Annotated in this window: 24 protein-coding genes; 19 read left to right on the plus strand and 5 right to left on the minus strand. The window is 51.2% G+C overall.

The annotated features are described in order from the left end of the window. Window positions 1-211 precede the first annotated feature (211 nt). From nagE to H2P46_RS10735, 3 genes are all read left to right on the plus strand, one after another. Window positions 212-2,242 (plus strand): N-acetylglucosamine-specific PTS transporter subunit IIBC, encoded by a 2,031-nt coding sequence (nagE, locus tag H2P46_RS10725; protein ID WP_193405065.1) that lies wholly within the window; start codon window positions 212-214, stop codon window positions 2,240-2,242. 153 nt (window positions 2,243-2,395) lie between these two features. Then, entirely contained in the window at window positions 2,396-4,063 is a 1,668-nt protein-coding gene (gene glnS, locus H2P46_RS10730; protein WP_193405066.1) for a glutamine--tRNA ligase, read from the plus strand. Between the two features lie 236 nt (window positions 4,064-4,299). Beyond that, complete coding sequence (locus H2P46_RS10735; protein ID WP_193405067.1) at window positions 4,300-4,695, plus strand: hypothetical protein; 396 nt, start codon at window positions 4,300-4,302, stop codon at window positions 4,693-4,695. Between the two features lie 59 nt (window positions 4,696-4,754). On the opposite strand, the gene fur is transcribed toward H2P46_RS10735, so the two are convergent. The 4 genes from fur to ybfF all read right to left on the minus strand — a co-directional run bounded on the left by fur (window position 4,755) and on the right by ybfF (window position 7,415). After that, window positions 4,755-5,198 carry a ferric iron uptake transcriptional regulator gene (fur, locus tag H2P46_RS10740; RefSeq protein ID WP_193405068.1) on the minus strand — a complete coding sequence of 148 codons (444 nt, stop codon included), beginning with the start codon at window positions 5,196-5,198 and terminating at the stop codon, window positions 4,755-4,757. A 349-nt stretch (window positions 5,199-5,547) separates the two neighbouring features. Next, window positions 5,548-6,078 carry a flavodoxin FldA gene (gene fldA / locus H2P46_RS10745; protein ID WP_193405069.1) on the minus strand — a complete coding sequence of 177 codons (531 nt, stop codon included), beginning with the start codon at window positions 6,076-6,078 and terminating at the stop codon, window positions 5,548-5,550. A gap of 135 nt (window positions 6,079-6,213) precedes the next feature. Next, complete coding sequence (gene ybfE / locus H2P46_RS10750) at window positions 6,214-6,489, minus strand: LexA regulated protein (protein ID WP_193405070.1); 276 nt, start codon at window positions 6,487-6,489, stop codon at window positions 6,214-6,216. 161 nt (window positions 6,490-6,650) lie between these two features. Next, window positions 6,651-7,415, minus strand: coding sequence for an esterase (gene ybfF / locus H2P46_RS10755; RefSeq protein ID WP_193405071.1), 765 nt, complete (start codon window positions 7,413-7,415; stop codon window positions 6,651-6,653). Window positions 7,416-7,665: 250 nt separating this feature from the next. On the opposite strand from ybfF, the gene seqA reads away from it, so the two are divergent. The 11 genes from seqA to nei all read left to right on the plus strand — a co-directional run bounded on the left by seqA (window position 7,666) and on the right by nei (window position 17,904). Then, window positions 7,666-8,208 carry a replication initiation negative regulator SeqA gene (gene seqA, locus H2P46_RS10760; protein ID WP_193405072.1) on the plus strand — a complete coding sequence of 181 codons (543 nt, stop codon included), beginning with the start codon at window positions 7,666-7,668 and terminating at the stop codon, window positions 8,206-8,208. A 25-nt stretch (window positions 8,209-8,233) separates the two neighbouring features. Beyond that, window positions 8,234-9,874: a phosphoglucomutase (alpha-D-glucose-1,6-bisphosphate-dependent) gene (gene pgm, locus H2P46_RS10765; RefSeq protein ID WP_193405073.1), complete on the plus strand. Its 1,641-nt coding sequence runs from the start codon at window positions 8,234-8,236 to the stop codon at window positions 9,872-9,874. 259 nt (window positions 9,875-10,133) lie between these two features. Beyond that, window positions 10,134-11,090: a YbgA family protein gene (locus H2P46_RS10770; protein ID WP_193405074.1), complete on the plus strand. Its 957-nt coding sequence runs from the start codon at window positions 10,134-10,136 to the stop codon at window positions 11,088-11,090. Window positions 11,091-11,436: 346 nt separating this feature from the next. Further along, on the plus strand, window positions 11,437-12,180 hold the full coding sequence (locus tag H2P46_RS10775; protein ID WP_193405075.1) for a type 2 GTP cyclohydrolase I: 744 nt from the start codon (window positions 11,437-11,439) through the stop codon (window positions 12,178-12,180). A 159-nt stretch (window positions 12,181-12,339) separates the two neighbouring features. After that, window positions 12,340-12,996 carry a 5-oxoprolinase subunit PxpB gene (gene pxpB, locus H2P46_RS10780; protein WP_193405076.1) on the plus strand — a complete coding sequence of 219 codons (657 nt, stop codon included), beginning with the start codon at window positions 12,340-12,342 and terminating at the stop codon, window positions 12,994-12,996. Next, window positions 12,990-13,922 carry a 5-oxoprolinase subunit PxpC gene (gene pxpC / locus H2P46_RS10785; RefSeq protein ID WP_193405077.1) on the plus strand — a complete coding sequence of 311 codons (933 nt, stop codon included), beginning with the start codon at window positions 12,990-12,992 and terminating at the stop codon, window positions 13,920-13,922. Before pxpB ends, pxpC begins: the two co-directional genes overlap by 7 nt. After that, on the plus strand, window positions 13,912-14,649 hold the full coding sequence (gene pxpA, locus H2P46_RS10790) for a 5-oxoprolinase subunit PxpA (RefSeq protein WP_193405078.1): 738 nt from the start codon (window positions 13,912-13,914) through the stop codon (window positions 14,647-14,649). Before pxpC ends, pxpA begins: the two co-directional genes overlap by 11 nt. A 55-nt stretch (window positions 14,650-14,704) precedes the next feature. Beyond that, window positions 14,705-15,433 carry a DUF969 domain-containing protein gene (locus H2P46_RS10795; protein WP_193405079.1) on the plus strand — a complete coding sequence of 243 codons (729 nt, stop codon included), beginning with the start codon at window positions 14,705-14,707 and terminating at the stop codon, window positions 15,431-15,433. Continuing rightward, window positions 15,433-16,449, plus strand: coding sequence for a DUF979 domain-containing protein (locus H2P46_RS10800; RefSeq protein ID WP_193405080.1), 1,017 nt, complete (start codon window positions 15,433-15,435; stop codon window positions 16,447-16,449). Before H2P46_RS10795 ends, H2P46_RS10800 begins: the two co-directional genes overlap by 1 nt. Window positions 16,450-16,456: 7 nt before the next feature. Then, complete coding sequence (pcp, locus tag H2P46_RS10805; protein WP_193405081.1) at window positions 16,457-17,104, plus strand: pyroglutamyl-peptidase I; 648 nt, start codon at window positions 16,457-16,459, stop codon at window positions 17,102-17,104. 11 nt (window positions 17,105-17,115) lie between these two features. Continuing rightward, entirely contained in the window at window positions 17,116-17,904 is a 789-nt protein-coding gene (gene nei, locus H2P46_RS10810) for an endonuclease VIII (RefSeq protein WP_193405082.1), read from the plus strand. 56 nt (window positions 17,905-17,960) lie between these two features. On the opposite strand, the gene H2P46_RS10815 is transcribed toward nei, so the two are convergent. Continuing rightward, on the minus strand, window positions 17,961-19,244 hold the full coding sequence (locus H2P46_RS10815) for a citrate synthase (RefSeq protein ID WP_193405083.1): 1,284 nt from the start codon (window positions 19,242-19,244) through the stop codon (window positions 17,961-17,963). A 633-nt stretch (window positions 19,245-19,877) separates the two neighbouring features. Between H2P46_RS10815 and sdhC the strand changes: the two genes are divergently transcribed. The 5 genes from sdhC (at window position 19,878) to sucA (ending at window position 26,122) form a co-directional block, all read left to right on the plus strand. Further along, window positions 19,878-20,267: a succinate dehydrogenase cytochrome b556 subunit gene (gene sdhC, locus H2P46_RS10820; RefSeq protein WP_193405084.1), complete on the plus strand. Its 390-nt coding sequence runs from the start codon at window positions 19,878-19,880 to the stop codon at window positions 20,265-20,267. Next, window positions 20,261-20,608 (plus strand): succinate dehydrogenase membrane anchor subunit, encoded by a 348-nt coding sequence (sdhD, locus tag H2P46_RS10825; RefSeq protein ID WP_193405085.1) that lies wholly within the window; start codon window positions 20,261-20,263, stop codon window positions 20,606-20,608. The genes sdhC and sdhD overlap by 7 nt, the downstream gene beginning before the upstream one ends. After that, window positions 20,609-22,375, plus strand: coding sequence for a succinate dehydrogenase flavoprotein subunit (sdhA, locus tag H2P46_RS10830; RefSeq protein WP_193405086.1), 1,767 nt, complete (start codon window positions 20,609-20,611; stop codon window positions 22,373-22,375). 17 nt (window positions 22,376-22,392) lie between these two features. Further along, on the plus strand, window positions 22,393-23,109 hold the full coding sequence (locus H2P46_RS10835; protein WP_193405087.1) for a succinate dehydrogenase iron-sulfur subunit: 717 nt from the start codon (window positions 22,393-22,395) through the stop codon (window positions 23,107-23,109). A gap of 205 nt (window positions 23,110-23,314) precedes the next feature. Then, complete coding sequence (sucA, locus tag H2P46_RS10840; RefSeq protein ID WP_193405088.1) at window positions 23,315-26,122, plus strand: 2-oxoglutarate dehydrogenase E1 component; 2,808 nt, start codon at window positions 23,315-23,317, stop codon at window positions 26,120-26,122. Window positions 26,123-26,134 lie beyond the last annotated feature (12 nt).

The following is a 26,134-nucleotide window of genomic DNA, read 5'->3' on the forward strand; positions in this document are numbered from 1 at the left end:
TAAGTTTGGCGTGATAGCCATACGAAGCCATACGCAGTGATGTTTTTTGGTGATAAAAATCACAGACGGGACGGTTTTAATTTGTGGGGCGAATTAAATTGTCATTACACTGCGCAGCGGAAAGAAAAATAGCATTACCGATCTTTGCTGCTGACAAAAAACAGTAAGCGGTAGCAAAGCAATAAGCGTGTCTCACTAGGGGGTAGGGCAAATGTTAGGTTATTTACAAAAGGTTGGCCGCGCGCTCATGGTGCCGGTAGCGACCCTGCCAGCGGCAGCAATCTTAATGGGGATAGGTTACTGGCTTGATCCCGACAGCTGGGGCGCAGGCAATGCGCTGGCGGCGTTATTGATCAAATCTGGCGCTGCTATCATCGAAAATATGTCTGTGCTGTTTGCCATTGGGGTGGCTTACGGCATGTCAAAAGACAAAGACGGGGCAGCCGCATTGACAGGTTTTGTCGGTTTTCTGGTGGTAACCACGCTTTGTTCACCGGCTGCGGTAGCTATGATACAGAAAATGCCGGTAGAGCAGGTTCCCGCCGCGTTTGGTAAAATCAATAACCAGTTTGTCGGCATCCTTGTCGGTATCCTGTCGGCAGAAGTGTATAACCGCTTCAGTCACGTAGAACTGCCAAAAGCGCTCTCCTTTTTTAGCGGGCGTCGGCTGGTGCCGATTTTGGTCTCTTTCCTGATGATCCTGGTCGCGTTCATTCTGATGTATATCTGGCCCATTATTTTTGGCGGCCTGGTTAATTTTGGTGAACACATCCAGAAACTGGGTTCGGTTGGCGCGGGTGTCTACGCCTTCTTTAACCGCTTATTGATTCCGGTTGGCCTGCATCATGCCCTGAACTCGGTGTTCTGGTTTGACGTGGCTGGCATTAACGATATTCCGAAATTCCTTGGTGGCGCGCAATCGCTGGCCGATGGCTCTGCAACGGTCGGTATTACCGGACGCTATCAGGCTGGCTTCTTCCCTATTATGATGTTTGGTCTGCCAGGGGCTGCGCTGGCCATTTATCATTGCGCACGTCCCGAAAATCGCGCCAAAATCGGTGGGATTATGCTGGCTGCGGCTTTTGCTTCTTTCTTTACCGGCATTACGGAGCCGCTGGAATTCTCTTTCATGTTTGTGGCGCCGGTACTTTATGTCATTCATGCCGTATTGACCGGGATTTCAGTTTTCATCGCTGCCAGTATGCATTGGATTGCCGGTTTTGGTTTCAGTGCCGGATTAGTGGATCTGGTTCTGTCTACGCGTAACCCACTGGCAACGCATTGGTACATGCTGATTCCACAAGGCCTGCTCTTCTTCATCCTTTACTATGTGGTATTCCGTTTTACTATCCAGAAATTCAATCTGTTAACACCAGGCCGTGAGCTGGCGGTTACCGGTGATGAAAAGGATGGTTATGACGTTAACGTAGATAAAACAGAAGCGGGTGAAAATGCTACGGAATTTCTGGCGCGCCGCTATATTGGTGCGATCGGCGGTTCAGACAACCTGACCAATATTGATGCCTGTATTACACGTTTACGCCTGAACGTTAAAGATTCGGCGCAAATTAATGAAGGCGTGGCTAAACGGCTGGGCGCTTCTGGCGTGATTCGACTGAATAAACAAAGCGTGCAAATTATTGTGGGAACGCAAGCTGAAAGCATTGCGTCTGCGATGAAACGGGTGCTAACCAAAGGTCCGGTAGCTGCCACAGCGAGCAGCATTAGCGCCCCTGCAATGCCAGAGGTCAAACCACAGGCCATACTCAACAGCGAGAAACAGGTCATTGCTGCGCTGGTCGCCCCGGTAAGTGGTGAAATTATTGCTCTGGATGCAGTGCCGGATGACGCTTTCGCCAGTAAAGCCGTTGGAGAAGGGCTGGCTATCCAGCCGACCGGTAAAATGGTGGTTGCGCCGATTGCCGGAACGATTGTGAAAATCTTCACTACCAATCATGCGTTCTGCCTTGAAACCGATAACGGCGTTGAAATTATTGTGCATATGGGACTGGATACCGTGGCGCTGGAAGGCAAAGGTTTTACGCGGCTGGTAGAAGAGGGCGCCACTGTGGTTGCCGGACAGCCGGTGCTGGAAATGGACCTTGAGTTCCTCAATGCGCATGCGCGTTCAATGATAAGCCCGGTTGTAGTGAGTAATAGCGATGACTTTGCCGGGCTGAATTTGCTGGCAAGCGGACACGTTGTTGCAGGCGAAACCCGACTCTATGAAGTAAAAGGCTAAATACTTCATGGTATAACCTCAAAGGCAGGACGCGATTCCTGCCTTTTTTGATTTAAACGCTTAACAAACGGTTGTTTCCCTTCGACGCTTTGTGGATCATACTCCGTTACTTTGTGGTACAAATCACCCGCTATTCGTATTGAGGATTTTGTGATGAGTGAGGCTGAAGCCCGCCCAACTAACTTTATTCGTCAGATCATTGACGAAGATTTAGCGAGCGGCAAGCACAGCAGCGTGCACACCCGTTTTCCGCCAGAACCAAATGGTTATTTGCATATTGGTCATGCTAAATCGATCTGCCTGAACTTTGGTATCGCCCAGGATTATCAAGGGCAATGCAATCTGCGTTTTGACGACACGAATCCGGTCAAAGAAGATATGGAGTTCGTTGAATCTATTAAGCATGACGTGCAATGGTTGGGTTTTGAGTGGAGTGGTAAGGTTTGTTACTCCTCAGACTACTTCGATCAGCTTTATAACTATGCGGTTGAACTCATCCAAAAAGGTCTGGCTTACGTTGATGAACTCACGCCAGAACAGATTCGCGAATACCGCGGCACGTTGACGGCGCCGGGCAAAGACAGCCCTTATCGCGATCGCAGCATTGAAGAAAACCTCGCGCTATTTGAGAAAATGCGTAACGGCGGATTTGAAGAAGGTAAAGCCTGCCTGCGCGCCAGGATTGATATGGCGTCAAGTTTTATCGTGATGCGCGATCCGGTGCTGTATCGCATTAAATTTGCCGATCACCATCAGACCGGCAGTAAGTGGTGCATCTATCCGATGTATGACTTTACCCACTGTATTTCCGATGCGCTGGAAGGCATCACCCATTCACTGTGTACGCTGGAGTTCCAGGACAATCGCCGCCTCTATGACTGGGTTCTGGATAACATCACGATTCCGGTGCATCCACGGCAATACGAGTTTTCGCGTCTGAATCTGGAATATGCCGTGATGTCGAAGCGTAAACTGACTCAGCTGGTGAATGAAAAGCACGTAGAAAGCTGGGACGATCCGCGTATGCTGACCGTTTCGGGCCTGCGTCGTCGTGGTTACACCGCGGCATCCATTCGTGAGTTTTGTCGTCGCATCGGGGTGACTAAGCAAGACAATATCGTTGAGATGGCATCGCTTGAATCTTGTATTCGTGACGATCTTAATGAGAACGCGCCACGTGCAATGGCGGTGCTGGATCCACTGAAGGTCGTGATTGAAAACTTGCCTGCAGGGCATAACGAAAACATCAGTATGCCGAATCATCCAAATAAAGCGGAAATGGGCACGCGTGAAGTGCCGTTTAGCCGTGAAATTTGGATTGATCGTGCTGACTTCCGTGAGGAAGCGAACAAGCAATACAAGCGTCTGGTGTTGGGTAAAGAGGTACGTCTGCGTAATGCTTACGTCATTCGCGCGGAACGTGTCGCAAAAGATGAAGAAGGTAAGATTACCTGCATCTATTGCACCTGTGATGTAGATACACTGGGCAAAGACCCTGCAGACGGTCGAAAAGTTAAAGGTGTGATTCATTGGGTTTCAGTCGATCACGCACTGCCTGCAGAATTCCGTCTTTATGATCGCCTGTTTAGTGTGCCAAATCCGGCGGCTGCAGAGGATTTTCTTTCGACCATCAACCCAAATTCGCTGGAAATTAAACAGGGTTTTGTCGAGCCAGGCTTGAAAAATGTGGAAGCGACTTCACCCTATCAATTTGAGCGTGAAGGTTATTTCTGCGCTGACAGCTCTTACTCAAAACCTTCTCAACTGGTGTTTAACCGCACAGTGGGGCTGCGTGATACCTGGGCAAAAATTGGCGATTAAAGTTTTTCATCGCTGACATTACAAAAAAACAAAAGGGCGAATAATCGCCCTTTTTTATGGCTGTAATTTTTGTCAATGCAGCCGTTTATGCTGACATACAGAAATTGCTCATTTTGGGCAAAATTGTGAAAAATGCGAGTTTAGTAAAATTAATCTATTACAGGATGTGAAATGATGATTTTCAGGTAGGCTATGCGCTTTAGAGCGTTGCTATGCGGGTTTTAAAAGGAAAATAAATGACCGATCTCGCCCAGGAAGCCAAACACAGTGTTGTTGTTTTACATCAATTAATTGAACGTATTTTCAGCCGGTCTGCAATAGTTGATGACAGCTTTCAGCTCTTACTTTCCCATTTCCATCCTGATTTTTGCATGATAACGCCACAAGGAAAACAGCTAAATTTAAATGAGGTTGAAGAACTATTTTATCAGCTGCAAGGGCAGCGTGAGGGAATGCGTATTGCTACCAGCGAGCATGTGATCATTTCGCAACATATGAATGAAATCACCATCCAGTATCGTGAACTGCAAATGATGAACGGTAAAAATCAGAGCCGCATCTCACTGGCAATCCTTGATTGCAGCACTTCTATTCCGCGCTGGCGCTACCTGCAGGAAACGCTCGTTGCCTGACGTTCAGACAGAAAAAAAGCCGGTTAAAACCGGCTTTTTCATAGGGCTGCATGGCACGTTTATTTATCGTGAAGCGTTTCGTCTTCACGGCAGTCACCCAGCGAGCAGTGACCATAGAGATACAGGCTGTGGTTCGTTAATTTAATGCCGTGGCGCGTGGCGATTTCATGTTGACGGGTCTCAATAGACTCATCACTGAACTCGATGACTTTGCCGCAGTCCAGGCAGATCAGATGATCATGATGATGCTGTTGCGTCAGCTCAAAGACAGATTTACCGCCTTCAAAGTTATGACGCGTCACGATGCCCGCATCATCGAACTGGTTCAAAACGCGGTAAACGGTCGCTAAACCAATCTCTTCGCCCATATCAATCAGGCGTTTATATAGATCTTCCGCACTGACGTGATGGCATTCAGGTTCCTGAAGCACTTCCAGAATTTTCAGTCTGGGCAGCGTGACTTTCAGGCCAGCCTTCTTTAATGCGGTATTGTTGTCAGTCATGCGGATTTTGTCCTGTTACTTTAATCACTTTTGTGGCGCTTGGCCTTGAATGTCGATCTACACCCATTCTCATTTGCGTCTCATTATAGAACTGAAGCAGCGAAATGAAAACCGAGGGGAAATGCGGGAAATCACCGTTAGCTGTAAGGCATGTACCGAGCCGGGGAATTTCTGCAGGGTTCTGTTAACATTTCGTTCAGCCTCATTTCTTATCCAGAAAAATAAGCGGATGACCGATAGGGGTATTCTACAGGTTAAACGAAGAAATTTAAAAAAATGTGGCTATTATTTCTATAGGAATTTTCTTTGGCTCAATGTGAGCCAGCGCCCACATTGAGTCAGAGAAGCTTTACGCTTCGATAATTTCTTTGAGCTGAAGCTCGTCAAAAATCTGCTTAACCCATTTATCAACGCGTTCGTTAGTTAGTTCTGGCTGACGGTCTTCGTCGATAGCCAGACCGAGGAAGTTTTTATCGTCAGCCAGGCCCTTAGATGCTTCGAAGTGATAGCCTTCGGTTGGCCAGTGCCCAACAATGATAGCGCCGTTCGGTTCGATGATGTCACGAATGGTGCCCATCGCATCACAGAAATATTCTGCATAATCTTCCTGATCGCCACAACCAAACAGGGCGACCAGCTTACCGTTGAAATCGATCTCTTCCAGCGTGGGGAAAAAGTCATCCCAGTCGCACTGCGCTTCGCCATAATACCAGGTTGGGATGCCCAGCAGCAGGATGTCAAACGCTTCCAGATCTTCTTTGGTGCTTTTTGCGATGTCGTGCACTTCAGCAACGTCTTTACCCAGCTGTTTCTGGATCATTTTTGCAATGTTTTCGGTGTTGCCGGTATCGCTGCCAAAGAAGATGCCTACGATTGCCATGGGTAAAATAACCTCTTAAATCCTGATGATGAGTTGTGTGCTAAAGCAGCACATTTCTGCGAATAATAGCAGACGAGGCAAAAGCGCGGAACTCGTAAAGCCGCGACATTTGTTTCTGCGTGCGTTTTGTTGGCTTCAGTCCAGCTTGAGTTGTGCCAGCAACATCTGTTCGATCAGTTCGCTGCGGCTGAGGTTACGTTGTTCCGCCAGGGTATTCAGCGCCTCAACGGCTTCACGGTTCATTTTCAGTTCGACACGGCGTAGCCCGCGCCCTTTGTCACGTTTCAGTTGATTGCGTTTATTGATACGCAGTTGTTCATCGCGCGAAAGCGGGCTGGTTTTAGGGCGACCGGGTCGACGCTCCTCAGCAAACAGATCGAGCGTGGTGCGGTCAGTGTGTTCTTTTGCCATGGCTTAATGAAACTGAATGGGCGCGAGCTCAGGCCGCGCAGATTATAAATTATTGGCGCTTACCGCGACAAAAATGATCGGCGGCAAATTTTTAGCGCGCCATCATACTCCACGCTAACCGCGTGCGCCAATCCTAAACTTTTGCTGACAGGTATTTGCTTTTAAAGCGCAAAAAAACGGCGGATGCTGCGCAAAACAGCATCAGGCTTCTCGGCATGGACCCAATGTCCTGCGCCATTGATGACATGTGCCTGCGCTGCCGGAAACTGTTTTAATAATGTGTCGCGATATTGATTATCCAGATAGGCAGAATCACCGCCGCGAATAAATAAAACCGAATGCGGCCACGCTGGGATCTCCTGCCAGCCAGTAATGGTCGCGTAATTGTCCCACAGCACCGGCACGTTGAAGCGCCATTCACCGTCATGAAATGATTTGAGAATGAACTGAATCACGCCCTCTTCATTAATCACGTTGCGCATTATCCTGGCGGCTTCACTACGACGTGTAACGCCGGCTTTATTCACCGCGCGGATAGCGGCAAAAACGTCATCATGGCGGCGGGTTTGATAGTCAACCGGCGCGATGTCAATCATGACTAATTGTTCAATACGTTCAGAAGCCAGCGCGCTCAGCGCCATGGCAATTTTGCCACCCATCGAATGCCCGATAACCGACACACGATCAATGCCATGGGCGTCCAGCGTGTCGAACATGTCCTGCGCCATGACAGCGTAGTTCATCTCTTCAGATCGCGGTGACAGGCCATGATTCCGGACATCAACCTGAATTAATGGGCGATCGTCCTTTAAACCCCGCGCCAGCACGCCAAGATTGTCGAGGCTACCAAAAAGGCCGTGAATAAGCAGGACGGGTAAGGAATCAGCAGTTGATTGTTCAGTTTGCAGACGGGCGTTCAAAATCATGGCAAAGTTCTTAAGTTTGAGACCTAAGCTTAGGTTATCATGGATTCACCTTTTTAGGCGCGCCGGTTCCGGCGGCATTAGGACATATTCTGACTTTTGCCCATAAACCGTTTGAACGCTAACAGCCCGCCTGAATTTAACTTTATAATCCTCATGTTAGAACCCGCTCACATTTCGGAACGCCAAATTTTGCTAAGGGCTTTTCAGGAAACAGGTGGTTCTGTCATGGGTAAGAACCGTACGGAATAAGATGAAAACGATCGAAGTTGACGAAGAGCTCTACCGTTATATTGCCAGCCACACGCAACATATTGGCGAAAGCGCATCGGATATTCTGCGTCGCATGCTGAAGTTCACCGCCGGTCAAACTGCGGCAGCTGCGCAAACCGCAGCGAATACTGAAGGCAAAGAGGCACAGTCCGTGCGTGCCGAATTGCGTCCGCAGGATCGCGTGCGTGCGATGCGTGAACTAATGCTTTCCGATGAATATGCGGAGCAGAAGCGCGCGGTTAACCGCTTTATGCTGATTTTGTCAACGCTCTATCGTTTAGATACGAAAGCGTTTGCCGAGGCAACCGCCTCACTGCAAGGCCGCACCCGCGTATACTTTGCAGGCGATGAGCACACGCTGTTGCAGAACGGCACCCATACGAAGCCAAAACATGTTCCTGGCACGCCGTACTGGGTGATCACCAATACTAATACCGGTCGCAAAAGCAGCATGGTCGAACACATTATGCTGTCGATGCAGTTCCCACAGGAACTGACAGAGAAAGTTTGCGGCACCATTTAAACTGAAGCGTCAGGGAGAAGCGCCAATGGCCAATCACCCCCGTGCCGGGCAGCCCGCCCAGCAGAGCGATTTGATTAACGTTGCACAATTAACATCACAGTATTATGTCCTGAAGCCCGATGTGGCGAACCCGGAACATGCAGTGAAATTTGGCACATCAGGCCATCGCGGTAGCGCAGGACGGCAAAGCTTCAATGAGTTGCACATTTTGGCAATTGCCCAGGCGATTGCTGAAGAGCGTAAAAAGAATGGCGTTACGGGTCCATGCTACGTAAGTAAAGATACCCACGCGCTTTCTGAGCCAGCGATTTTGTCTGTGCTGGAAGTGCTGGCCGCCAACGGCGTTGACGTCATTGTGCAGCAGGAAAATGGCTACACGCCAACGCCGGCGATCTCCAACGCTATTCTCGAACACAATAAGTCAGGCGGCGCGCTGGCTGATGGTATCGTGATTACGCCTTCACACAATCCTCCTGAAGATGGGGGGATCAAATACAACCCGCCAAATGGTGGGCCAGCGGATACTAATGTCACTAAAGTGGTAGAAGATCGTGCTAACCAGTTGCTTAAAGACGGCCTGAAAGACGTTAAACGGCTGCCATTACATGAAGCGCTGGCAAGCGGACATATTGTCGAAAAAGATTTGATCCAGCCATACGTTGAAGGCTTGGCGCAGGTTATCGACTTTGCAGCCATTCAGAAAGCTGGCCTGAAAATTGGCGTCGATCCGCTTGGCGGTTCCGGTATGGCTTACTGGCAACGCATTGCTGAGCACTACCGATTAGATCTGACCATTGTGAACGATGCGATCGATCAAACCTTCCGCTTTATGCACCTTGATAAAGATGGCGTGGTGCGTATGGACTGCTCTTCTGAGTGCGCAATGGCGGGACTGCTGGCTTACCGCGACAAATTCGATTTGGCGTTTGGTAACGATCCCGACTATGACCGTCACGGCATTGTCACGCCAGCAGGCTTGATGAACCCAAACCATTACCTGGCGGTGGCGATCAACTATTTATTCCAGAACCGTCCGCAATGGGGCAGTGATGTTGCTGTCGGTAAAACCCTGGTGTCTAGCGCCATGATTGACCGTGTGGTTAACGACATCGGCCGCAAACTGGTTGAAGTACCGGTTGGTTTCAAATGGTTTGTCGATGGTCTCTATGACGGCAGCTTTGGCTTTGGTGGCGAAGAGAGTGCGGGGGCTTCTTTCCTGCGTTTCGATGGTACCGCATGGTCGACTGACAAAGACGGCATCATCATGTGCTTGCTGGCAGCCGAAATTACCGCGGTAACCGGCAAGAATCCACAGCAGCATTATGATGAGCTGGCCGAACGTTTTGGAGCGCCGAGTTATAACCGTTTGCAGGCACCTGCAACATCAGCTCAGAAAGCTGCACTCTCAAAACTGTCACCGGAAATGGTCAGCGCCGATACGCTGGCGGGTGATCCCATCGCTGCACGTTTAACCGCAGCGCCAGGAAATGGTGCTTCAATCGGTGGTCTGAAAGTGATGACAGAAAATGGCTGGTTTGCAGCACGTCCTTCAGGCACTGAAGACGCTTATAAAATCTATTGTGAAAGTTTCCTTGGCGCAGAACATCGGGCACAAATCGAGAAAGAAGCAGTAGAAATTGTCAGCGAAGTGCTGAAAAACGCCTGATAAACGCTGTTCTAAAAAAGCGCCCTTCAGGCGCTTTTTTTATGTCATAAAACCGTAGCCCCGGCGGTAGTCATATCCAGGGCATCCGCTGTTAGCCCTGGCGTGAGGATAACCATCCGGAGAGCAAGCCTGACTCAGTTTACCCGGTTTTTTCTGCCATCACTGGCAAAGCATCGTCAAATCTGGCGTTCTGAGCCTTTAAGTATGGCCACTTTCCGCTATCTTTAAACTTATACAACTTTCCAGAAGGTGTATAAGTATGAGCGAGAAAATTCCTGTCGGAATCAGTGCTTGTCTGCTGGGGGATAACGTCCGTTTTGATGGGGGCCACCAGCGATTAACCTTCGCAACGGAACAGCTGATGCCGTTTGTGCGCTTCGAGTCCATTTGCCCAGAGATAGCCATTGGGCTGCCTGCGCCACGACCCGCGTTGCGTCTGGTAAAGCACCGGGATGACGAATTACACCTTTGTTTCAGTACAGACGGCGGTGAAAATGCCACGCAGGCGATGCGCAGCTGGTCAGCGGAGCGGGTGAAATCGCTGCATCATCTTTGCGGTTATATCTTGTGCGCGAAATCACCCAGTTGTGGAATGGAACGCGTACGCGTTTATGAGCCAGAAACCCATCACAATCGCAAAACGGGAACCGGTATTTTCACCGGCTTTTTACGTAAGGAGATGCCCTGGCTACCCCTTGAAGAAAATGGTCGGTTGCACGATGCCACATTGCGGGAAAACTTTGTTGGTCGTATTTGTGCGCTGCATGAATTTAATCAGATGTGGCAGGCAGGATTAACACGTTCCTGCCTGCTTGCCTTTCATCGCCGTTACAAGTTGCTGCTGCTGGCGCATTCGCAAGAAAAATATCGTGAGCTGGGACCTTTTGTGGCGTCAGTGAATCGATGGGATTCACTGGATGCATTTGCTTTTGAATACCGCCAACGGCTGATGGCGCTGATGTCGCATCCTGCCTCACGCCGTAATCACACCAATGTACTGATGCATGTACAAGGTTATTTCCGCCGCCAGCTTAGCTCGCCGCAGCGGCAGGAACTGGCGACGTTAATTGATCGCTATCGACAGGGTACGCAACCGTTATTGGCGCCGATCACCATTCTTAAGCACTACCTGGCAGAATATCCCCACGCATGGCTGGCCCAGCAACGTTATTTCGACCCTTATCCCGAAGCGTTATGCCTGCGTTATGGGCAATAATTCGAAAGTAAAATGCCCGCTTGAGCCTGGTTTTGCGTCTGGTCTGTCGCGGCGGTAAAGCCAGCGCGACTGCGCTGTATCGCCACGTCGAAACAGGGGAAGTACACGCTATGCCTTCCTACCTGCCACGACGCGAGGTACGCATTTTGATAAATAAGCTGAATTTATCTGCCCTTATTTGCTGGCGCGGGAAGCGATATACAGCCATCGCACGCGCATGGGCGAAGAAACAGAATAAGAAACTCGATTATCCGGCACCGATCGTAGAACATAAGGTTGCATGTAAAAAGACATCAATCGCTTTTGAGCGCGCAAAAAGGCGGCTTGAGGCGGCGAGGGAGCCGAAATGAATCATTATGAATTAGAGCACATCGTTAATCAGCAGCTGAATAGCCACACGTTTAGCGACTACGCACCAAACGGATTGCAGGTTGAAGGACGAGCTGAGGTCAAAACCATCATTACAGGTGTGACCGCGTGTCAGGCGCTGATAGATGAAGCCGTGGCGCGTAACGCCGATGCGATTTTGGTACACCATGGCTATTTTTGGAAAAATGAATCCGCCATTATCAAAGGGATGAAGCGCAATCGGCTGCGTGCATTATTGGCTAATGACATCAACTTGTACGGCTGGCATTTGCCGCTGGATGCCCATGCACAGCTCGGCAACAACGCGCAGCTGGCAGAACTGCTGGATATTGATGTGCAGGGCGAAGTGGTGCCGCTGGTGTTCTGGGGCGAGCTGAAAACCCCGCTGAGTGGTGAAGAACTGGCCCAGCGCATTACGCAGAAACTGGGGCGACAGCCACTACACTGCGGCGATAACGCGCCTGCGCAGATACGCCGTATTGCCTGGTGCAGCGGCGGTGGGCAAGGCTTTATCGATAATGCCGCCGCCTTTGGCGTTGATGCTTACCTCACGGGCGAAGTCTCTGAACAGACCATCCACAGCGCGCGTGAGCAAGGTCTGCATTTCTTTGCTGCGGGCCATCACGCCACCGAATGCGGCGGCATTAAAGCACTAGGGGAATGGCTGGCTGAAAGTTATGGCCTTGATGTCACTTTCATCGATATTCCCAATCCCGCTTAATTCCTTCTCAGGTCCTGTGTTTTTGCGCAGGACCTAAAACCATTGACACATCTCTGTCACTTTCGCATAACTATCTGCTTTATTCCGATAAGCAAATGCCTGCGCTGCGTATCTGTTTCCGTCAGATACGTGTTATTTCAGGTGAAATGGGGGTGGGTGTTGAAACGAGCCCTTTGTTATTTGCTGGGCGTGCGCGCGGGGGTGTTGGAACTGGAACCGCCAGTTTCACTGGTGAGCCAACAGCGTATTTGGGGACTGAATCAACGGCTTCAGGCACATGAAGAAGTGCTTGAAGTTATTCCTGGGATGAACAACATCACTCTTTTGCTGCGTGATCCACAACATAAAGCGCTGGATGCGATTGAGCGGCTACAGCGCTGGTGGGAAGAAAGCGAAGCACAGCTACCAGAATCGCGTCAGGTCGATATTCCGGTTATCTATGGCGGTGAGGGCGGGCCGGATCTTAACGTAGTCGCTGAACAGGCTGCCATGACTCCCAAACAGGTGGTGGAGCTGCACAGCAGCTGCAATTATGTGGTGTATTTCATCGGGTTTCAGCCTGGCTTTCCCTACCTGGGCGGCCTCGATCAGCGTCTGCATATGCCGCGTCGTGCAGAACCGCGCGTGCTGGTGCCGGCAGGTTCAGTCGGCATTGGCGGCAGTCAAACCGGCGTGTATCCGCTTGCGAGTCCCGGCGGCTGGCAGCTGATTGGTCAAACCCAGGTGGCGCTATTCGAGCCAAAAAATCAACCGCCCACGTTATTGCGTCCCGGCGATACGGTACGGTTTGTGCCGCAAAAGGAGGGCGTATGTTAAGGATTCTTCGTGCCGGGCTGGCAACCAGTATTCAGGACAGCGGGCGCAACGGCTGGCGGCAATACGGTATCAGTACCAGCGGCGTATTAGATCAGCCTGCAATGACGACAGCTAACCTGCTGGTGGGTAATGATCCCGGCAGCGCCGTGCTGGAGATTGTTCTCGGCCAGTTTAAAGCTGAATTTATGCGCAACGGCTGGTTTGCCTTAACTGGCGCGGGCTGTAATGCTGAGTTGGATGGTAAAGCAGTGTGGACCGGCTGGCGCCTGCCAGTGAAAAAAGGTCAGGTTTTATCATTATCCATGCCGGTGCGCGGCATGCGCAGCTATCTGGCAATCAACGGAGGTTTCGATCTCCCTGAAATGCTGGGATCCAGTAGCACCGACCTCAAGGCAGCATTTGGTGGCTGGCAAGGGCGCAAGCTGGAAGATGGCGATCGCCTGCCGCTGGGGAGACCCACCCGAGATTTCAAAAAGAAAGCCGGTGTACGTCAAATATTATGGGGTAACCGAATTCGTGCTTTGCCGGGGCCGGAATATCATGAGTTTAGCCGCGAGTCGCAGCAGATGTTTTGGCGGACAGCCTGGAAACTTAGCCCACAAAGTAACCGTATGGGGTATCGCCTGCAAGGGCGTCAGCTTCATCGCAAAACGCCGCGTGAATTGTTGTCGCACGGCTTAGTGCCTGGTGTGGTTCAGGTGCCACCGAATGGTCAGCCGATCATCCTGATGGCTGATGCGCAGACTACCGGTGGTTATCCGCGTATCGCCTGCATTATCGAAGCCGATCTCTATCATCTGGCGCAGATCCGTTTAGGTGATCCCATTCACTTTATTCACTGTACGTTGCCAGAAGCGATGCAGGCGCGCGCGCATCAGCAGCGCGCTCTGGATCAGATGGTATGGGGACTTGCTTATGAAAATTGATCTAAACGCGGATCTCGGCGAAGGCAGCAGCAGCGATCGTGCACTGTTGCAATGGGTAAGCTCGGCCAATATTGCCTGTGGATTTCACGCGGGCGATGCGCAAACCATGTTGCAATCTGTACGCTGGGCGAAAGAGTTTGGCGTCGCCATTGGCGCACATCCCAGCTTTCCTGACCGGGAAAATTTTGGTCGCACCGCGATGCAGCTTCCGCCAGAAACGCTATATGCACAAATGATTTACCAGATTGGCGCATTAAAAATTCTGACGGAAAGTGAAGGCGAGAAGCTGATTCATGTGAAACCGCACGGCATGCTGTATAACCAGGCGGCGGCAGAGCCGGCTTTGGCCGACGCGATCGCGCAAGCGATTAAAGCGGTAGATGCCAACCTGATCGTCGTCGGCCTTGCTAATAGCGAATCGATTCGGGCCGCTACACATTATGGTTTGCGCACCCGTGAAGAGGTCTTTGCCGATCGTGGTTACCTGAAAACGGGGGAGCTGGTACCGCGTGGTCAGCCGGGAGCGCTAATTGAAGATGAAGCATTGGCGGTTGAACAGACGCTGACGATGGTGCAACAAGGTCGGGTAAAAAGCGTTGACGGTGAATGGGTGGCGGTGAACGCGCAAACCGTTTGCCTGCATGGCGATGGTGCGCATGCGTTACAGTTTGCACAGCGACTGCGCGATACGTTTGCGATAAATCAGATTGCCGTTAGCAGCCTTTAAATTTTGACTGTTAGCCCGGCAACGCGCCGGGTTTTTTTATCTTATAAGGGAAAATATGGACAGCGTGGTAAATCTTTGGCCGCTGCTTGGCATTGCTGCCATCGTGGTGGGTTTTGTGTTGCGTTTTAATCCAGTACTGGTGGTGATTGTTGCCGGTTTCGTGACGGGTTTAGCGGCGATGATGCCGTTAGCCGACATCCTGGAAACGCTTGGGGCGGGCTTTCTAAACACCCGTAATCTACCGCTGATTTTGCTGTTACCGCTGGCGGTTATTGGCTTGCTGGAGCGCCACGGTTTGAAAGAGCGCGCGCAGACATGGATTGCACAGATTAAAACGGCAACCGCAGGCCGCCTGCTGATTGTTTACCTGCTGGCGCGCGAACTCACGGCTGCGCTAGGGTTAACCAGCCTCGGCGGACATCCGCAAATGGTGCGTCCGCTGTTAGCCCCGATGGCCGAAGGCGCGACCGAAAGCCGTTATGGTGATATTTCGCCTGAAGTGCGCCATCGTCTGCGTGCGATGTCGGCAGCAACCGATAATGTCGGCCTGTTCTTCGGGGAAGATATTTTCGTTGCTTTTGGCGCCATCATTTTCATGCACAACTTTATGCAGGAGTCAGCAGACATCCAGACCGAACCGCTGCATATAGCGGTATGGGGCATCCCTACTGCCGTCGCAGCTTTCCTGATTCACTCCGCTCGTCTGGTCCGTCTGGATCGTCAACTTGCGCGTGAATTACAGAACCTGAACGGTCAGGCCTTAAAAGCCAAAGGAGGGCAGTAATGTTTCAGCAACAATATTTAATGTGGCTGGCGGGCATCATTCTGCTGATTGTTGCCGTCCTTTCCTGGCGCGACAGCGCTAATCCGCGTCGCTTCACCACCGGATTATTTTGGGCGCTTTATGGTTTAGTTTTCCTGGTTGGTGACTGGACAGCGCGCTTGATGACACAAATCACAGGAACGCCGGAAACAGGCTTGCGCGCGCTGCATATTATTATTGGTGTTGTGGTTGTTTTAATGGCGCTGCTTGCAGGTTTGGGGGGCGTAAAGCTGGGCCGTTATCACCAGCGTAGTGATGAAGAGAAGCAGGCCAGCGCCAAGCGCCTGGGCAATAAATTGTTTCTGCCTGCATTAGCGATTCCGGTTATTACCGTGGTAGGTGTGCTGGCGTTTAACCATATTCCGGGTTTGCAAGAGAAGGTCTTTGGGCCGGGCAGTCACTCCACGCTGGTGACCCTGTTCTCAATGATGATCGGCTGTTTGACTGGCTGGCTGATGGCGTTGAAAATGACGCACGATAAACCGCTTCAATCGATGCAGGAGACTCGTCGTCTGCTGGATGCGGTCGGCTGGGCATTCATTCTGCCGCAAATTCTCGCCACGCTGGGTTTATTATTTACGTCGGCGGGCGTCGGCGGCGCTACTTCACACCTGACTGAAACCTATCTGGCCGTTGATAATCGCTTTATAGCCGTTACTGTGTATGCGGTCGGTATGGCGCTATTGACCATGATTATGGGTAACGCTTTTGCGGCGTTTCCGATTATCACCGCAGGTGTCGGTATTCCCGTCCTGGTTTTGCAACACGGCGGCGATCCGGCAGTCATGGCGGCGATTGGCATGTTCTCCGGCTATTGCGGCACATTAATGACGCCAATGGCAGCGAACTTCAATATCGTACCTGCGGCGCTGCTTGAACTGCCGAATAGTAACGCGGTGATCAAGGCTCAGGTGCCGACCGGTGTGCTACTGTTAATCGTAAACGTCTTTTTGCTCTATTTTCTGATGTTCCTGTGAGGAAGACATGAAAACTGTACTGATGACCGCTTTCGAACCGTTCGGCGGTGAAGATATTAATCCCTCCTGGGAAGCGGTAAAGGCGTTAGAAGGTAAACAAATTGCAGGTGCAACCATCATGACACGTCAGTTACCGGTGGTTTTTGACAAGGTATTGACGGTACTTTATCAGGCGCTGGATGAGATCAAACCCGACGCGATTATTTCAGTAGGGCAGGCAGGCGGACGCAGTGATATTACCGTCGAGCGTATTGGCATCAACGTTGATGACGCACGCATTCCGGATAATGCAGGCAGGCAGCCCGTAGATGAAGCGATAGTACCGGATGGTCCGGCCGCCTATTTCTCACGGTTGCCAATCAAAGCCATTGTGTCAGCGGTGCGCGAAGCGGGCATTCCCGCTTCGGTATCACAAACCGCGGGAACTTTTACCTGTAATCGCGTTATGTATGGATTACTGCACTGGCTGCAAACTCAAGGCAGCCCGGCGCGTGGTGGCTTTATCCATATTCCCTATTTGCCGGAGCAGGCAGCCCACCATCCCGGCGCGCCGAGTATGTCATCAGCTAATGTGATTCAGGCGCTGGAAATTGCCGTTCGCATCACGCTGGAAACGAAAGAAGATGTGAAAGTCGTTGGTGGCGCAACACATTAAGAGGCGGATGAATGCCAGAAGGACCGGAGATCCGTCGTGTGGCGGATCAGCTTGAAACAGCCATTGTCGGCCAACCGTTAACGGATGTATGGTTTGCTTTTGCTGAACTAAAAACTTTCGAATCGGCGCTGCTGGGTGAACAGGTCAAAGCGATTGAAACGCGTGGCAAGGCATTGCTGACGCATTTCAGCAACGGTTTAACGCTGTATAGTCATAATCAGCTTTACGGCGTCTGGCGCATCGTACCATCTGGTAGCCAGCCGGAAACTAAGCGGCAATTACGCGTCCGGTTGGCTAGCGCTGAACAGGCGATTTTATTATATAGCGCTTCGGATATTGAATTGCTGAATGCGGATACATTAGCGACTCATCCGTTTCTGAATCGCATAGGACCAGACGTTTTAAATAGCACGCTAACGGTAGCAGACGTTAAAGCACGGCTGCTTTCGCCGCGCTTTAGTCGTCGTCAGTTCAGTGGATTGTTACTGGATCAGGCTTTTCTGGCAGGGTTAGGAAATTACCTACGCGTTGAAATTCTCTGGCTGGCTCAACTACTGCCTTATCATCGTGTGCAATCGTTAAGCGACGCGCAGCTGACAGCATTCAGCGAGGCATTATTATCGGTGCCGCGCCACGCTTATCGTATGCGTGGAACAATGAGAAATTATCATCATGAAGCGGCGTTTCGCTTTGAAGCGTTTCACCGGCAGGGCAAAAAATGCCGCCGTTGCGGAACGTTAATAGAGAAGGGCACGTTATCGTCTCGTCCATTCTATTGGTGTCCGGGCTGTCAGGTATAATATTTTAAGGCCAATAAAAAAGCGGGAAAATTCCCGCTTTTTGGCTTCCTGGATGCTTATTTTTCCAGCTGCGACTTGAATTCACGTTCCGTGTAACCGGTATAAAGCTGACGCGGACGGGCAATTTTCATGCCTTCATCATGCATCTCTTTCCAGTGTGCAATCCAGCCAACGGTACGCGCCATGGCAAAGATTACAGTGAACATTGAGGATGGAATGCCCATCGCTTTCAGAATAATGCCCGAGTAGAAATCCACGTTCGGATAGAGTTTGCGCTCGATAAAGTACGGATCATTCAGCGCAATATGCTCCAGCTGCATCGCCACTTCCAGCAGGTCGTCTTTCATGCCCAGTTCATTCAGCACTTCATGGCAGGTTTCACGCATTACGGTAGCGCGTGGGTCATAGTTTTTATATACACGATGACCAAAGCCCATCAGGCGGAAAGAGTCATTTTTGTCTTTCGCGCGACGCACAAATTCTGGAATGTGCTCTACGTTACTGATCTCTTCCAGCATACGCAGGCAGGCTTCGTTCGCACCACCGTGTGCTGGTCCCCACAAAGAAGCGATACCGGCCGCGATACAGGCAAAAGGATTCGCGCCAGACGAACCTGCAGTACGGACAGTTGAGGTCGAGGCGTTCTGCTCATGATCGGCATGTAAAATCAGAATGCGATCCATGGCGCGTTCCAGCACCGGATTCACCTTGTACTCTTCGCAAGGGGTTGCAAACATCATATGCAGGAAATTACCGGCGTACGACAGATCATTACGTGGATAAACAAAAGGTTGACCGATGGAATATTTGTAGCACATCGCTGCCATGGTTGGCATTTTTGACAGCAGGCGGAAGGCGGCGATGTCACGATGGCGTTCAATATTGACGTCCAGTGAATCATGATAAAACGCGGCCAGTGCCCCGGTGACGCCGCACATTACCGCCATTGGATGTGAATCGCGGCGGAAGCCATGGAACAGACGGGTGATCTGCTCATGAATCATGGTGTGGCGGGTAACGGTTTCGCAAAATTCATCGAACTGCTTTTTAGTCGGCACTTCGCCATTCAGCAGGATGTAGCATACTTCCAGATAGTTCGAGTGGGTAGCCAGCTGATCGATCGGAAAACCACGGTGCAGCAGAATGCCTTCGTCACCATCAATAAAGGTAATTTTGGATTCGCAGGACGCTGTAGAAGTAAAACCGGGATCGAAGGTGAATAACCCTTTTGAGCCAAGGGTGCGCACATCAACCACATCCTGTCCCAACGTGCCTTTCAGCACATCCAGTTCAACAGGCGTATCGTTTTGTAAGGTTAGCGTCACTTTTTTATCTGACATTTTCGTCTCCATAGCGCCTTATGTAGGTAAGGATCTTTAGACAACTGAAAAGCGTTCATGTTGCGAGCGGCAAAACTTCACAATATCACTCTGCGGTCATCAATCAGGTGCAGGGTACAGAGTGAGAGGCGCGTTCCCAGTCGGAAACCGTAAGGCCATGTCATGCTGCATATCGCGGTTGTTAAAGATCCGGTCTGGACATAACTTCTTGGTAACCAATAACCTGATGCTTGTTGTGGCTCACGCTCGCAATGTTACATAACTTGAGCTTAGGGGAAAGTGTATCCCCATAACTTTTGTGCATCATAGGGGTTTATGGTGATAGTTTGTAACTGAATTGTTTAACTATTGTCAAATCAGATAATTAAATTTGTATCAAATATGAAAATCGTGAGTGAGATCACTGTTCAACCTAAATGTTCCCAAAGTGTTTGTAGGGGAATTGTAATCAGAATGTGATCCTCTTATACTTTGCCGAGGTCTCCGGAATTCCCTGACACCAGGAGCCACCCAGCGTTTCTACCGTTTCAATTAACACTGGATGTTGCTTTTTTGGTGACGGTTAAAGTCTGAATATGTCATGTGATCTGACTCTGCCTCAGGACCGGAGGAAGCAAAATAAAAAAGAGCTGTGTGGGCAAAACCGTGAAAAAACAAAGGCCTGTCAACTTGGATCTCTCGACGATCCGGTTTCCCGTTACTGCAATATCGTCCATTCTTCACCGTGTTACTGGCGTGATCACCCTGGTGGCGCTTGCCATTCTGTTGTGGTTACTGGGCCTGTCTCTCTCCTCTCCGGAAGGTTTCCAACATGCTGCGACCATTATGGATGGCTTCTTCGCGAAGTTTATCATGTGGGGCATTTTAACAGCGTTGGCTTACCACGCGGTGGGCGGGATTCGTCATATGTTGATGGATTTTGGTTATCTGGCTGAGACTCTGCAAGCAGGTACTCGTTCCGCTCAGGTAGCATTTGGTATTACTGTCGTGCTTTCAATTTTGGCTGGAGTCCTCGTATGGTAAGCAATGCAACCGCATTGGGTCGCAACGGCGTTCAGGACTGGCTGCTGCTGCGGGCTTCTGCAATTCTTATTACGCTCTACATCCTCTATATACTTGGCTTTGTCGTGATGACCGACACGCTAACCTATGACATCTGGCGTGGTTTCTTCGCCTCTGCTTTTACCAAAGTATTCACCTTACTCACGCTGTTTTCCATCTTGATCCACGGTTGGATTGGCATGTGGCAAGTCTTGACTGATTACGTCAAAACGCTGGCGATGCGTCTGGTATTGCAATTGGTAATCGTGGTGGTGTTGTTGTCCTATGCGATTTATGGATTTGTTGTGGTGTGGGGTGTGTAAATGAGTTTGCCAATCAGAGAATTTGACGCCGTGGTGATCGGCGCAGGCGGCGCAGGTATGCGAGCCGCACTGCAAATCTCCCAGTCGGGCCAAACCTGCGCCCTGTTATCTAAAGTATTCCCGACCCGTTCCCACACTGTATCTGCGCAAGGCGGTATTACCGTTGCGCTGGGTAACACCCATGAAGATAACTGGGAATGGCATATGTACGACACCGTCAAAGGTTCCGACTACATTGGCGATCAGGACGCGATTGAATATATGTGTAAAACCGGGCCGGAAGCGATTCTGGAACTGGAGCATATGGGCTTGCCTTTCTCGCGTCTTGAAGATGGTCGTGTTTATCAACGTCCGTTTGGTGGTCAGTCGAAAAATTTCGGCGGCGAGCAGGCGGCACGTACTGCAGCGGCAGCTGACCGTACCGGTCATGCTTTGTTGCACACGCTGTACCAGCAGAACCTAAAAAATAAAACCACTATCTTTTCTGAATGGTATGCGCTCGATCTGGTGAAAAATGAAGACGGCGCGATTGTCGGTTGTACCGCGATCTGCATCGAAACCGGTGAAACTGTTTACTTCAAAGCGAAAGCGACCGTGCTGGCAACCGGTGGCGCAGGCCGTATTTATCAGTCCACCACGAATGCGCACATCAATACCGGCGACGGTGTGGGTATGGCGCTGCGTGCCGGCGTGCCGGTGCAGGATATGGAAATGTGGCAGTTCCACCCAACCGGTATCGCCGGGGCGGGCGTATTGGTTACAGAGGGCTGCCGTGGTGAAGGCGGTTACCTGCTGAATAAACACGGCGAACGTTTTATGGAACGTTATGCGCCAAACGCCAAAGATCTGGCGGGCCGTGATGTAGTTGCCCGTTCGATGATGATCGAAATCCGCGAAGGCCGCGGCTGTGAAGGTCCCTGGGGACCGCATATCAAGCTGAAGCTGGACCACCTGGGTAAAGATGTTCTGGAGTCACGTCTGCCAGGTATTCTTGAATTGTCCCGAACCTTTGCCCACGCTGATCCAGTGAAGGAACCGATCCCGGTTATCCCAACCTGTCACTATATGATGGGCGGCATTCCGACTAAAGTGACTGGCCAGGCGCTGCGGGTAAATGAGCAGGGCGAAGATGTGGTCATTCCCGGTCTGTTTGCTGTCGGCGAAATCGCCTGCGTCTCAGTACATGGCGCTAACCGCCTCGGCGGTAACTCGTTGCTTGACTTAGTGGTGTTTGGCCGCGCGGCGGGTTTGCATCTGCTGGAAAGCATGACTGAGCAGGGCGAGCTGCGTGATGCAACTGAAGAAGAAATTGACGCAGCCATGGCACGCTTCAATCGCTGGGAAAACAACACTACCGGAGAAGATCCGGTTGAGATTCGTAAAGCGCTGCAACGTTGCATGCAGAACAACTTCTCGGTATTCCGTGAAGGTGATGCGATGGCGCAGGGGCTGGAAGAGTTGAAAGGCATTCGTGAGCGCCTGAAATCAGCGCGTCTGGACGATCGCTCGCCAGACTTCAACACGCAGCGCATCGAGTGTCTGGAGCTGGATAACCTGATGGAAACTGCGTACGCCACCGCTGTGGCGGCAAACTACCGCACCGAAAGCCGTGGTGCCCATAGTCGCTTCGACTACCCGGATCGTGATGATGAAAACTGGCTGTGCCACAGTCTTTATGTCCCGCAAACCGAGAGCATGACGCGCCGTGAGGTGAACATGCAGCCGAAACTGCGCGCGGCCTTCCCGCCGAAAGTGCGTACTTATTAATTTGCGGAGAGACGATCATGAGATTCGAATTTTCAATTTATCGCTACAATCCAGACGTCGACGACAAGCCGCGTATGCAGGAGTATAGCCTCGAAGCGGAAGAGGGGCGCGACATGATGTTGCTGGACGCGCTAATCCGTCTGAAAGAAAAAGATCCGACCCTGGCTTTTCGCCGCTCGTGCCGTGAAGGGGTTTGTGGCTCAGATGGCCTGAACATGAACGGCAAAAACGGTCTGGCGTGCATCACTCCGATTTCAGCGTTAGGTAACGGCAAACAAAAAATTGTTATCCGCCCGCTGCCTGGCTTGCCGGTGGTCCGCGATCTGGTTGTGGACATGAGTCAGTTCTATGCGCAGTATGAGAAAATTAAACCTTTCTTATTGAATAATGGGGAAAATCCGCCAGCGCGTGAGTATCTGCAATCACCGGCAGAACGTGAGCATCTGGACGGATTATACGAATGTATTCTCTGCGCCTGCTGCTCAACATCCTGCCCGTCATTCTGGTGGAATCCGGACAAGTTTATTGGACCCGCCGGCTTGCTGGCGGCATATCGCTTCCTGATTGACAGTCGTGACACGGAAACGGACGCACGCCTCGACAATCTTGATGATGCTTTCAGCGTATTCCGCTGTCATAGCATCATGAACTGTGTGAGCGTATGTCCAAAAGGATTGAACCCGACGCGCGCTATTGGTCATATCAAGTCAATGCTGCTGCAACGCGGAGCATAAGTAACATTCCCACCGGGAACGCCAGATTCCCGGTGGTTTACGGAAGCCTCTGTAAACGCGGTTATGTACCACGTTTACAAAGGTTCCCTTACGGGCCGGGCGCGCGCTGCGCACAGTGCTCGTATCGCTGAACTCACTACGGCAAACCGCGAAAGCGGCAACAAATGAAACCTCAAAAAAGCATAACAATGCTTAAGGGATCACAATGCAGAACAGCGCGATGAAGCCCTGGCTGGACTCTTCCTGGCTGGCAGGCGCGAATCAGTCTTACATAGAGCAACTCTATGAGGATTTCCTGACCGATCCTGACTCTGTCGATGCAGTGTGGCGCTCGATGTTCCAACAGCTCCCAGGCACCGGCGTGAAACCAGAACAGTTTCACTCCACCACACGTGAATATTTCCGTCGCCTGGCGAAAGACGCATCTCGTTACACCTCTTCAGTTTCCGATCCAGCAACAAATTCCAGGCAAGTGAAAGTGCTGCAGCTGATAAACGCGTTTCGTTTCCGCGGTCATCAGCACGCCAGTTTGGATCCGCTCGGCCTGTGGAAACAGGATCGTGTTGCCGATCTGGATCCGGCATTTCACGATCTGACCGAAGCCGACTTTCAGGAAAGCTTTAATGTAGGTTCTTTTGCCGGCGGCAAAGAAACCATGAAGCTGTCCGAACTGTTCGATGCGCTGAAGCAGACTTACTGCGGCTCGATTGGTGCAGAGTATATGCACATCAATAACACCGAAGAGAAACGCTGGATTCAGCAGCGTCTTGAATCGGTGATGGGCCAGGCCTCTTTCAGTGGCGAAGAGAAAAAAGTTTTTCTGAAAGAGCTGACTGCGGCAGAAGGCCTGGAGAAATATCTGGGCGCGAAATTTCCCGGCGCTAAACGCTTCTCGCTGGAAGGCGGCGACGCTTTAGTTCCCATGCTGCGCGAGATGATTCGTCATGCTGGCAAAAGCGGTACGCGTGAAGTGGTGCTGGGTATGGCACACCGCGGTCGTCTCAACGTTCTGATTAACGTGCTGGGTAAAAAACCACAGGATTTGTTTGATGAATTCTCTGGTAAGCATAAAGAGCATCTCGGCACTGGCGACGTGAAGTATCACATGGGCTTCTCGTCAGACGTGGAAACCGAAGGCGGCTTAGTGCATCTGGCACTGGCGTTTAACCCATCGCATCTTGAAATTGTTAGTCCAGTGGTGATGGGTTCAGTGCGTGCCCGTTTGGATCGGCTGGCCGAGCCAGGCAGCAATAAAGTGCTTCCTATTACCATCCATGGTGATGCGGCGGTGATCGGCCAGGGTGTGGTGCAGGAAACGCTGAATATGTCCCAGGCGCGGGGTTACGAAGTGGGCGGCACCGTTCGCATCGTGATCAACAACCAGGTGGGGTTCACCACCTCTAATCCGAAAGACGCCCGCTCAACGCCTTATTGCACTGACATCGGCAAAATGGTGCTGGCACCGATTTTCCACGTCAATGCGGATGACCCGGAAGCGGTTGCCTTTATTACCCGTCTGGCGCTGGATTATCGCAACACCTTCAAGCGTGATGTGTTTATTGATCTGGTGTGTTATCGCCGTCATGGCCATAACGAAGCGGATGAGCCAAGCGCAACCCAACCGTTGATGTACCAAAAGATCAAAAAGCATCCAACGCCACGTAAGATTTACGCTGACCGTCTGGAAAGTGAAAGCATTGTTAGCCAGGGAGATGCCACCGAAATGGTCAATCTCTATCGCGATGCGCTGGATGAAGGCGAATGTGTGGTGCCTGAATGGCGCCCAATGAGCCTGCACTCTTTTACCTGGTCGCCGTATCTTAACCATGAGTGGGATGAAGCTTATCCGGCGCAGGTGGACAAGAAGCGTTTGCAGGAACTGGCTCGTCGTATCAGTCAGATCCCGGAAGAAGTTGAAGTTCAGGCTCGCGTAGCGAAAATTTACAACGATCGTAAAGAGATGGCTGAAGGAAACAAAGCCTTTGACTGGGGCGGCGCGGAAAACCTGGCCTACGCCACACTGGTGGACGAAGGGATTCCGGTTCGTCTGTCAGGTGAAGATACCGGTCGCGGTACTTTCTTCCATCGCCATGCGGTCATCCATAACCAGGCTAATGGTTCAACCTATACGCCGCTGCACCATGTACACAGCGGCCAGGGGCAATTCAAAGTCTGGGACTCCGTCTTGTCAGAAGAAGCGGTACTGGCTTTTGAATACGGCTATGCCACTGCTGAACCGCGCATTCTGACTATCTGGGAAGCCCAGTTTGGTGACTTCGCAAACGGTGCGCAGGTGGTTATCGATCAGTTCATCAGCTCTGGAGAGCAGAAGTGGGGCCGGATGTGTGGTCTGGTGATGCTGCTGCCGCACGGCTACGAAGGCCAGGGACCGGAGCACTCCTCCGCCCGTCTGGAACGTTATTTGCAGCTCTGTGCTGAACAGAATATGCAGGTTTGCGTGCCGTCTACCCCTGCGCAGGTTTACCATATGCTGCGTCGTCAGGCGTTACGTGGTATGCGCCGCCCGCTGATCGTTATGTCACCGAAGTCGCTGCTGCGTCATCCTCTGGCAATTTCTTCGCTGGATGAATTAGCGGAAGGCAGCTTCCAGCCAGCAATCGGTGAAATCGACGAACTCGATCCACAAGGCGTTAAACGCGTCGTGATGTGTGCCGGTAAAGTTTATTACGATCTGCTGGAACAGCGTCGTAAAAACGAGCAGACCAATGTCGCTATTGTGCGTATTGAGCAGCTTTACCCGTTCCCGCATCAGGCTGTACAAGAAATTTTGAAAGCGTATTCCCATGTGCAGGACTTTGTCTGGTGTCAGGAAGAGCCACTAAACCAAGGTGCCTGGTACTGTAGCCAGCATCATTTCCGCGAAGTTGTGCCGTTTGGCGCCACTCTGCGTTATGCAGGCCGTCCGGCATCCGCTTCACCGGCCGTAGGTTATATGTCCGTACACCAAAAACAGCAGCAAGACCTGGTTAATGACGCGCTGAACGTTGATTAATTAAAAGGAAAG

Origin of the sequence: Mixta mediterraneensis (assembly GCF_014946725.1) — a bacterium.
Lineage (GTDB): Bacteria > Pseudomonadota > Gammaproteobacteria > Enterobacterales > Enterobacteriaceae > Pantoea > Pantoea mediterraneensis.

What these genes read in the sequence shown, in the direction of transcription:
- nei (WP_193405082.1), top strand. Translation starts at nt 17,116, where the DNA reads ATGCCAGAAGGACCGGAGATCCGTCGTGTGGCGGATCAGCTTGAAACA.
- H2P46_RS10735 (WP_193405067.1), top strand. Translation starts at nt 4,300, where the DNA reads ATGACCGATCTCGCCCAGGAAGCCAAACACAGTGTTGTTGTTTTACAT.
- H2P46_RS10815 (WP_193405083.1), bottom strand. Translation starts at nt 19,244, where the DNA reads ATGTCAGATAAAAAAGTGACGCTAACCTTACAAAACGATACGCCTGTT.
- H2P46_RS10835 (WP_193405087.1), top strand. Translation starts at nt 22,393, where the DNA reads ATGAGATTCGAATTTTCAATTTATCGCTACAATCCAGACGTCGACGAC.
- H2P46_RS10775 (WP_193405075.1), top strand. Translation starts at nt 11,437, where the DNA reads ATGAATCATTATGAATTAGAGCACATCGTTAATCAGCAGCTGAATAGC.
- H2P46_RS10795 (WP_193405079.1), top strand. Translation starts at nt 14,705, where the DNA reads ATGGACAGCGTGGTAAATCTTTGGCCGCTGCTTGGCATTGCTGCCATC.
- nagE (WP_193405065.1), top strand. Translation starts at nt 212, where the DNA reads ATGTTAGGTTATTTACAAAAGGTTGGCCGCGCGCTCATGGTGCCGGTA.
- fldA (WP_193405069.1), bottom strand. Translation starts at nt 6,078, where the DNA reads ATGGCAATCGTAGGCATCTTCTTTGGCAGCGATACCGGCAACACCGAA.
- fur (WP_193405068.1), bottom strand. Translation starts at nt 5,198, where the DNA reads ATGACTGACAACAATACCGCATTAAAGAAGGCTGGCCTGAAAGTCACG.
- glnS (WP_193405066.1), top strand. Translation starts at nt 2,396, where the DNA reads ATGAGTGAGGCTGAAGCCCGCCCAACTAACTTTATTCGTCAGATCATT.
- pxpC (WP_193405077.1), top strand. Translation starts at nt 12,990, where the DNA reads ATGTTAAGGATTCTTCGTGCCGGGCTGGCAACCAGTATTCAGGACAGC.
- pgm (WP_193405073.1), top strand. Translation starts at nt 8,234, where the DNA reads ATGGCCAATCACCCCCGTGCCGGGCAGCCCGCCCAGCAGAGCGATTTG.
- pxpA (WP_193405078.1), top strand. Translation starts at nt 13,912, where the DNA reads ATGAAAATTGATCTAAACGCGGATCTCGGCGAAGGCAGCAGCAGCGAT.
- H2P46_RS10800 (WP_193405080.1), top strand. Translation starts at nt 15,433, where the DNA reads ATGTTTCAGCAACAATATTTAATGTGGCTGGCGGGCATCATTCTGCTG.
- H2P46_RS10770 (WP_193405074.1), top strand. Translation starts at nt 10,134, where the DNA reads ATGAGCGAGAAAATTCCTGTCGGAATCAGTGCTTGTCTGCTGGGGGAT.
- sdhD (WP_193405085.1), top strand. Translation starts at nt 20,261, where the DNA reads ATGGTAAGCAATGCAACCGCATTGGGTCGCAACGGCGTTCAGGACTGG.
- seqA (WP_193405072.1), top strand. Translation starts at nt 7,666, where the DNA reads ATGAAAACGATCGAAGTTGACGAAGAGCTCTACCGTTATATTGCCAGC.
- sucA (WP_193405088.1), top strand. Translation starts at nt 23,315, where the DNA reads ATGCAGAACAGCGCGATGAAGCCCTGGCTGGACTCTTCCTGGCTGGCA.
- pcp (WP_193405081.1), top strand. Translation starts at nt 16,457, where the DNA reads ATGAAAACTGTACTGATGACCGCTTTCGAACCGTTCGGCGGTGAAGAT.
- ybfE (WP_193405070.1), bottom strand. Translation starts at nt 6,489, where the DNA reads ATGGCAAAAGAACACACTGACCGCACCACGCTCGATCTGTTTGCTGAG.
- ybfF (WP_193405071.1), bottom strand. Translation starts at nt 7,415, where the DNA reads ATGATTTTGAACGCCCGTCTGCAAACTGAACAATCAACTGCTGATTCC.
- sdhA (WP_193405086.1), top strand. Translation starts at nt 20,609, where the DNA reads ATGAGTTTGCCAATCAGAGAATTTGACGCCGTGGTGATCGGCGCAGGC.